The 7,692-nt window shown below is 73.6% G+C and carries 6 protein-coding genes; 2 read left to right on the top strand and 4 right to left on the bottom strand.

All coding sequences use genetic code 11. From position 1 onward, the window contains the following. A complete protein-coding gene (locus D7231_RS00850) occupies positions 1 to 234 on the top strand; it encodes an MbtH family protein (RefSeq protein ID WP_120752939.1) in 234 nt (77 codons plus the stop codon). A 48-nt stretch (positions 235 to 282) separates the two neighbouring features. Here the strand turns inward: D7231_RS00850 and D7231_RS00845 are convergent, their stop codons facing one another. Next, positions 283 to 873, bottom strand: coding sequence for a 2'-5' RNA ligase family protein (locus tag D7231_RS00845; protein ID WP_120752938.1), 591 nt, complete (start codon positions 871 to 873; stop codon positions 283 to 285). Positions 874 to 1,103: 230 nt separating this feature from the next. On the opposite strand from D7231_RS00845, the gene D7231_RS00840 reads away from it, so the two are divergent. Next, positions 1,104 to 2,672 carry a carboxylesterase/lipase family protein gene (locus tag D7231_RS00840; RefSeq protein WP_120752937.1) on the top strand — a complete coding sequence of 523 codons (1,569 nt, stop codon included), beginning with the start codon at positions 1,104 to 1,106 and terminating at the stop codon, positions 2,670 to 2,672. 19 nt (positions 2,673 to 2,691) lie between these two features. Here the strand turns inward: D7231_RS00840 and D7231_RS00835 are convergent, their stop codons facing one another. Genes D7231_RS00835 through D7231_RS00825 form a run of 3 tightly spaced genes read right to left on the bottom strand, consistent with a single transcriptional unit; the run spans position 2,692 to position 7,660 of the window. After that, positions 2,692 to 3,705: a DMT family transporter gene (locus D7231_RS00835; protein WP_120752936.1), complete on the bottom strand. Its 1,014-nt coding sequence runs from the start codon at positions 3,703 to 3,705 to the stop codon at positions 2,692 to 2,694. Positions 3,706 to 3,747: 42 nt separating this feature from the next. Continuing rightward, positions 3,748 to 6,111, bottom strand: a complete 2,364-nt coding sequence (locus D7231_RS00830; RefSeq protein WP_120752935.1) for a penicillin acylase family protein — start codon at positions 6,109 to 6,111, stop codon at positions 3,748 to 3,750. 1 nt (position 6,112) lies between these two features. Beyond that, on the bottom strand, positions 6,113 to 7,660 hold the full coding sequence (locus D7231_RS00825; RefSeq protein WP_120752934.1) for a pyridoxal phosphate-dependent decarboxylase family protein: 1,548 nt from the start codon (positions 7,658 to 7,660) through the stop codon (positions 6,113 to 6,115). Positions 7,661 to 7,692: the final 32 nt, after the last annotated feature.

Genomic DNA, 7,692 nt, shown 5'->3' with positions numbered 1-7,692 from the left:
ATGACCAATCCTTTTGATGACGAGAACGGGCGTTTCCACGTGCTCGTCAACGACGAGGGCCAGCACTCGCTGTGGCCCGCCTTCGCGACCGTCCCCGACGGCTGGTCCGTCGCCCTGGAGGACCAGGACCGGGCGGCCTGCCTGGAGTACGTCGAGCAGCACTGGACCGACATGCGTCCCAAGAGCCTCGTCGAGGCGATGAACGCGGCGGCGTCCCGGAAGGATCCCGCCTAAGCCCGGCTGAGCCTGCCCGTTTGCCTCCCCGCCTGCCCGCCTGCCCGTCTACTGCTCGTACTCCGGTGCCCGGCGAACCTCGCCCGTGCCCAGCGCGATCACGGCCCTGGGCCGCATGGGCTCGTCGCCGCGCCGGGAGAGCAGAACCACCTCCTCGACCACGGCCGACAGTGCCCCGAGCCGGGCGGCACACTCGGCGGCCAGCCGCCGCGGCTCCCGGCTGCGGCCGAGGGACAGGTGCGGGGTGAAGCGGTGGCCGCGCCCGCGGCAGAGCGGGAACCGCGACCCCAGCTCCTGCTGGAGGCGCTCCCACGGCGCGGCGCCGGCCGCTGCCGGGTCGAGCCACACCGTTGCGTAGTCCCGGTGCTGGAAGTACCGCACGCCGGACAGGCGCGCCGTGAACGCCGCGGTCTCCGCCGCCCCCGCGGACAGCAGCGGCACGGCCCGCGCGAACTCCTCCTCCGGCACGAAGCCGAACAGGAGGTTCACGTGCGGCGGCCACCGCCGCACCTGCGGGTCGTGCTCCCAGCGGATGGTCTGGATCGCAGGCCAGAGCTCCTGCGGCGGCAGCCACGCGACCGCCGTCAGGGCGGTCGGCGCCACGTCCAGTGCGCCGTCATCACCAGCCCCGCCGACCATCGATGCACCACCCGTCCGGACGAGTCACTCACACGACTTGCATCCCCCGCCCATCCCCCCCATTGCACCTATTGCCCGAATGCCCCCCATTGACACCTTCGCCCGTAAGTCCGGGTCATCCGTAAATGAGTGGCGCACAGGGTGATGCGGCGGGATCCTCCGGAGTGTCCGGGCCCGCGCGAACCGAACCTCGTGATCGCGCTCCGTCCCGCCCGGACAGGGGGGTAGCCATGTCCGTCTCCGCGACCGACCCGTCCGCACCCCGGCCCGAAGTCCGCACGGCGGCCGGAGCGCTGCGCGGCACCCGCGAGGCGGGCGTGGCGGTCTTCCGCGGCATCCCGTTCGCCGAGCCGCCGGTCGGCGCGCTGCGTTTCGCCGCACCGCAGCCGGTACGGGGCTGGGACGGGGTGCGGGAGGCCGTCTCGTACGGGCCGCCGCCTCCGCAGGGCGGTCACTTCGGCATGGACGCGCTGGCGCGGGACGCGGTGGGCAACAGTGGGCAGGCGGCCGACGACTGGCTGACCGTCAACGTCTGGTCGCCCGAGCCGGGCCCGGGCGCCGGGCTGCCGGTGATGGTGTGGATCCAGGGCGGCGCCTACACGATCGGCATGTCCGGTCTCCCCGAGTACGACGGCGGGCGCCTGGCGCGCGAGGGCGGCGTCATCGTGGTGACGTTCAACTACCGTGTGGGGCTGGAGGGCTTCGGGCAGATCGAAGGGGCGCCGGCCAACCGGGGCCTGCTCGACCAGATCGCCGCTCTGGAGTGGGTGCGGGACAACATCCGCGCCTTCGGCGGCGACCCGGACCGCGTCACGGCCTTCGGGCAGTCAGCGGGCGCCGGCTCGGTCGCCGCGCTGCTGGCGATGCCACGCGCAGCCGGGCTCTTCGGCCGGGCCGTCGCGCAGAGCGTGCCGGGCACGTTCTTCACGCCGGAGCTCGCTGCCGGCATCGCCGCCGCCTGCGCCGCCGAGCTGGGGCTGAAGCCCACGGTGGCCGACCTGTCCGTGGTGTCCCCGGCCCGGCTGTCCGCCGCCGGTGACGCGGTCGGCGCCGAGTTGGGCGCCGGGACGGAACACTGGGCGGATCGCTGGGGCCGGGCGGCGCTCAGGTCGATCCCGTTCTCGCCGGTCGTCGAGGGCGATGCCCTGCCGGTCACCCCGTGGCAGGCTCTGGCCGAAGGAGCAGCCCGCGGCGTTCCGCTCCTCGTCGGCCACACCCGCCACGAACAGCGGCTGTTCACCGCGCTCGACGGCCTCCTCGGCCAGGTGACACAGGAGCAGGCGACGGCCGCACTCGACGCCTTCGCCCCCGGCCGTGACGGCGCCCGCCGCTACCGCGACGGCTATCCGGCCGCGGGCCCGGACGAGCTGTACGAACTGGTCCACTCCGACTGGCTCTTCCGCATGCCGAGCCTCCGCCTCGCCGAGGCGCAGACTGCTGCCGGCAGCCGCGCCCACGTCTACGAGCTGGCCTGGCCCGCCCCGGGCATGGGCGGCGCCTTCGGCGCCTGCCACGGCCTCGACGTCCCGCTCGTCTTCGGCAACCTGGACCGCGGCCAGCCGGCCGTGCTGATCGGCGAGGATCCGTCCCCGGAGGCGGAGGCGCTCTCCGCCCGCATGCGCGCCGCGTGGACGGCCTTCGCCACCCACGGCGACCCCGGCTGGCCCGCGTACGACACCGGTCAGCGCCTCGTACAGGTCTACGACACCCTGCCGGCCGTCACCGCCTACCCGGAGGAGGCCTCCCGCCTGATCTGGCAGGACCACGCCTTCCCCGCACTGCCGCTGACCGGTCCATAACGACCGGGCCGACGGCGGTTCAACGGGCGCTCGGTGCCTTGCCGTGCCGTGGCTCCTGCTGCTCGTCCCGGCCGGCGGGCTCCCGGTCACCACGCGACGTGTTCGCGCGGTTGAAGAGATAGGAGCCGAACAGGACGCCGACGATGACGAGGAGACCGCCCCAGAGCTCGTGGAAGGTGGGCGCCCGCCCCTCCCAGATCAGGTTGAAGGCCGCTCCGAACACCGCCTCCATGCCGATGACGGGGCCCATGACCGTGGCGGGCAGCCGTTTCGAGGCGATGTTCCAGAACCAGGTCGCGCACCACGAGCCCAGGACGGCCAGCGCGACGCACCACAGCAGGAACGGCCTGAGTGTGCCGGCGTCCGAGAAGGGCGACGGGCCGTCTCCGGACCGGGCGAGCGGGAGGAGGAACAGCGAGGCGCCGAACGCCCCGAGGCCGATGCAGGCCGTCCACGTGGCGTTGTCGGCGGCGGGCCGGGCCCGGTTCAAGGCGATGCGGTTGACGATGACGAAGTAGGACCAGGCGACGCAGGCGAGGACGCCGAGCACCACCCCGGTCGTCACGTCGCCGTCCGCCGTCCGCCCGTGGGACGCACCGCCGTTGACCAGGAGCAGCCCGCCGGAGATCGCCGCGACCGGCAGGACGAGCCGGCGCCACGGCAGGACCTGCTCGGTCGCGTTGGAGGCCAGGGTCACCAGCAGGGGGATCAGCCCGGTGAGGGTCGAGGCGAGCACTCCCCCGCCGGCCTGGGAGGACAGGGACAGCAGCAGGTAGAAGCCGATGTATCCGATGACGCCCAGATGCAGGGCGAGCAGCAGGTTGCGGGCGCCGAGCCGGCGGAGTCTGCCGCGGTGGAGTGCGAGCACGGCCAGGGACATGACGCCGAAGACCGCGTAGCGGCCCACGACGAGGTAGTAGACGTTCACGGGGGCGACGGCGGCCGGCCCCAGGAACGTGAAGCCCCACAGGGCTGTTGCCATGAGGGCCGCGAGCAGGCCCACGACGTACGTGCGGGGCGCCCTGCCGGTCATGTGTGCACCTCTCCGCGGTCGTGACGGGTCGATCGATCCACCCTAAGCGGCGGGGGCGGGGACGAGCACGATGCGGGTACGGGTGTGGGCCTCGACGGCGGCGCGGCTGTAGTGGAGCGGGAAGGCGCGGTCGCGGGCCCAGTCCTCGTACAGGTCGTCCCAGTGCGGGCTGTCCGGGCGGCCGGACTGGCCGGGGGCGTTCATGGCGCGGGAGCGGTCCCAGTCCCCGACGTCGACGACGATGCGGAAGCTCGCTCCCGCGTCCTGGGTGAAGCCGGCGTCGTATCCGGTGCTCAGCACCGTGTCCCCGCTGCCCGGACGTTCGCGGCGGTCGAGGCGCGTCCAGGGCCGGCGGAGGCGCCCGGCCAGCGGGTGGGCGGGCGCGGCGTGGTGCAGGGCTCCCCATCTCCAGCGGTTCATGTCCTCCCCCAGCAGCTTCCGGGTCTCGCGCAGGGCGCTGTCCAGTGAGGTGGTCAGCAGCCGGTCCAGCGCGGCGCGGTCGTGGCGGGCGGGGTCCAGCAGGCCGATGTCGGTGCGGACGTCGGCGCCCAGTTCCTCGTCGGCGAGCAACCGCGCCAGCGCGCCGTCCACGGCGCCGGGCGGGAGGAGGCCGGAGAGGGCGTGGCGCAGCAGGGCGGGGCGGAGGTGGCGGCGGGACCACACCTGGTAGAGCGCGGCGGCTGCGGAGCCGGTGCTTTCGTCGCAGTCCCAGGAGCGCAGCAGGGCGGCCGCCGCGGCGAGCGGGGGTGGCGGCTCGTAGTCCTCCAGGGACGCGAGGACGCGCCGGGCCGCGACGTTGACGGTGTCGCCCTGGAGCCTTACGCAGTCCTCGACCGTCATCGCGCGGGCGCTGTAGCCGTCGCTGTAGCTATCGCTGTCGCTGTCGCCGTCCAGGACTTCGGCGATCCGGTCGTAGCGGAAGCGGTGGTCCCAGTCGTAGCCGATGGTGCACTGCTCGTGGGGGAAGCCGTCGGGGAGGTTCATTTCGTTGGCGCTGGCGAACCAGCCCTGCGGAGGGTTGCGCAGGGCAGCCGCCGGGTGCGCGGGCCGGAGGCCGGCCCATTCGTAGCGGCCGTCGCCGGGAACGGGCAGCAGGCCGTCCCAGCCGGGCCGTACGGGTACGGCTCCGGCGGGGCGCCAGCCGATCGTGCCGTCCGGTGCGGCGTACACCATGTTCTCGCCGGGGGCGCCCCAGTGGTCGAGGGCTTCGGTGAACGCGTCTGCTGTGCGGGCCTGCAAGAGGCGCAGGCTGCCGAGGTAGGGGGCCGTGCCGGGTTCGAGCCAGGCGGCCCGCACGGCGAAGGCGGTGCGGCGGGCGGGGTCCTCGCGGATGACGGGGCCGTGCCGGGTGAAGCGCAGTTCGATCTCGACCGGGTCGCCGCCGGCCACGCGCACCTGTTCGCGGACGACCCGCATGGGTTCCCAGCGGCCGTCGTAGCGGTAGCTGCCGGGGTCGTCCGGGGCGGTCTCGTAGACGTACAGGTCTTCTTGGTCGATGGAGAAGATGGTCAGGCCGAACGCGAGGTGGCCGTTGTGCCCGATGGACAGGCCGGGCAGGGCGGGCTCGCCCGCGCCGGCGGCGTCCAGGCCCGGGGCCGACAGGTGCACCAGGCGGCGCAGGGAGGGCAGGGTGATCGCCCGGTGGGGGTCGTTGGCGAGCAGGGGGCGGCCGGTCGCCGTCCTGCCGGGGCCGATGACCCAGTTGTTGCTTCCTTCGGGGCGGGTGCGGGGGCGGGGCGCGTCCGGGGCGTCGCCCGTGAGGCTCAGGGTGAGGTCGACGGGGGTGGTGGCGAGACGGTAGACGTCGAGCACGTCGTCGGGGATGAGGGAGAGGTCCAGGCCGTCGGGGACGCGCACCTCGCGCGCCGGTTCCCGGACGCGGCGCAGGTCTTCGACGGCGGGCCCGTAGTCGCGCAAGGTCAGGGCGCGGGCGACCTTCTGTTCGGCGTTGCCGGTCAGGCCGTGGCTGCGGATGACGGCGATGTCGCGCGGCTCCCACAGGGCCGGCCGGTGGCCCAGCTCGCGGAACTCGGCGGGCAGCAGGTCCGGCCGCCGCTCGCAGAGCCGGACGAAGGCGTTGATCCCTTCGGTGAACGCGGTGGCCACGTCCTCGGCGTCCGCGCCGTAGGCCGCCCATTCGGCGCGCATGTCGCCCCGGTAGAGGAAGAGGCGTGCCGCGCGGTCGCGGGCGACGAACCGTTCGCCGTACACCTCGGAGAGGCGGCCGAGCCCGCGCCGGCGCCACAGGTCGAGCTGGAACAGGCGTTCCCGGGCGGCGTCGAAGCCCTGTGCTCGGAAGAGGTCGGTCCGGGTCCGGGCGTAGAGGTGGGGGACACCATGGCCGTCGACCAGGATCTCCACCGGGGCGGTGAGGCCGGCGACCGGGTACTCCTCGTCCGGTTCCATGTCAGCAGCCGCCCGCCGTTGGCGTGGTCCCGGCGGGCCCGGCAGGGCCGGCGCTCTCCTCCGCCGCGCGCAGCTCCGCCCCGATGGCCCGTACCTGAGCGATCAGGAAGTCGAAGTCGGTGACGTCGGTGCGGTGGTTGTTGTCGGCGACGCGGATGACGAACTTGCCGTCGAGGACCGTGTGCGAGGGCATCGCCAGTCCCTCGGTCTGCAACCGGCTCAGGATGCCCCGGTTGACGCGGTCGGCGGCGTCCGGGGCGGCTCCGGGCCAGACGTACCGGAAGCAGGCCACGTTCAGGTCGCTGCGGGCGACGAGTTCGAGGTCGCCGGCGGCGTCGACGCGTGCGGCCAGGTGGGCGACCTGGGCGACGTTCGCGGCAATGGCCTCGGCGAACGCCCCGATGCCGTGGGTCTTGAGGGCGAACCACACCTTCAGCGCCCGGAAGCGCCGGGACTGCTCGACGCCCCGGTCGGAGAAGGCGACGGGGTAGGCGGACGGTCCGGCGGCGGTGCTGCTGATGTAGTCCGCGCTGGAGCTGAAGGCCGCCTCCAGCACGCCCTCGCTCCGGATGAGCAGGCAGCTGACGTCGAACGGCATGTAGAGCCATTTGTGCAGGTCGCAGACGAGCGAGTCGGCCTCGGCCAGGCCGTCGAGGAGGGGACGGTGGGACGGCAGGAGCTGGGCGAACGCCCCGAACGCGCCGTCCACGTGGTACCAGAGGTCCTCTTCGCGGGCGATCTCCAGCAGGGTCCGGAGGGGGTCGATCGCGCCGGTGTTGACCGTACCGGCGTTGCCGATCAGGCAGAGCGGGTGCAGGCCCGCGTCCCGGTCCGCGCGGATCGCGGCGCGCAGCGCGCCGACATCGATCCGGAAGTCGCGGTCCACCGGGACCTTCCGGAAGAAGCGGCGGCCGATGCCGAGCAGCTCGACGGCCTTGTCGACCGAGTGGTGGGTCTCCTCGGACCCGTAGACGGTGAACTGCACGCCCGAGGCGACGGCTCCCTCGTCGCGGAATCCGGCGGAAGGCTCTGTGGAAGGCATTGTGGAGGGCGCTGCGGAGGGCGCCTTCGCCACCCGGGCGGCGGCGAGGGCCGTGACCTGGCCCATGGAGGCGCCGCTGGTCAGCAGCCCGGAGCCGGCGGCGGGCCAGCGGAGGGCCTGCTGGAGCCATTCGATGACCTGCTGCTCGACCATCATCGCGGCGTTCCCGCCCGAGCCGAGCGTGCAGTTGATCACCGAGGCCAGCAGGTCGCCGTACGCCGCGACCGGCACGCCGGAGCCGTTGGCCCAGCCCCAGAAGCGCGGGTGGATGTTGCCGCGCGGGAACGGCAGGACCGTCGTCCGGAACTCCTCGTACACGTCGGCCATGGGCATCCCCTTCGCCGGGAGGCCGGCGCGGAACGAGGCCCGGACGTCCTCGGGGACGGGCTGCCACACGGGGCGCTCGCGGAGGCCGGCGAGGTGATCGGCGATGTCGTCGACGATCCGCTTGCCCAGGGCCCGGAACTCCTCCCAGTCGGCGGGCTCCAGAGGGGGGTCGGTGTGCATGGGGTCCTCTTCTCCAGGTCTGCGGACCGGGT

This window comes from Streptomyces klenkii (genome assembly GCF_003626645.1).
Taxonomy (GTDB): domain Bacteria; phylum Actinomycetota; class Actinomycetes; order Streptomycetales; family Streptomycetaceae; genus Streptomyces; species Streptomyces klenkii.
This window is presented reverse-complemented; position numbering and strand designations above follow the sequence as displayed.

Coding starts and splice junctions, on each gene's coding strand:
- D7231_RS00830 (WP_120752935.1), bottom strand. CDS start 6,111: ATGGAACCGGACGAGGAGTACCCGGTCGCCGGCCTCACCGCCCCGGTG.
- D7231_RS00835 (WP_120752936.1), bottom strand. CDS start 3,705: ATGACCGGCAGGGCGCCCCGCACGTACGTCGTGGGCCTGCTCGCGGCC.
- D7231_RS00825 (WP_120752934.1), bottom strand. CDS start 7,660: ATGCACACCGACCCCCCTCTGGAGCCCGCCGACTGGGAGGAGTTCCGG.
- D7231_RS00845 (WP_120752938.1), bottom strand. CDS start 873: ATGGTCGGCGGGGCTGGTGATGACGGCGCACTGGACGTGGCGCCGACC.
- D7231_RS00840 (WP_120752937.1), top strand. CDS start 1,104: ATGTCCGTCTCCGCGACCGACCCGTCCGCACCCCGGCCCGAAGTCCGC.
- D7231_RS00850 (WP_120752939.1), top strand. CDS start 1: ATGACCAATCCTTTTGATGACGAGAACGGGCGTTTCCACGTGCTCGTC.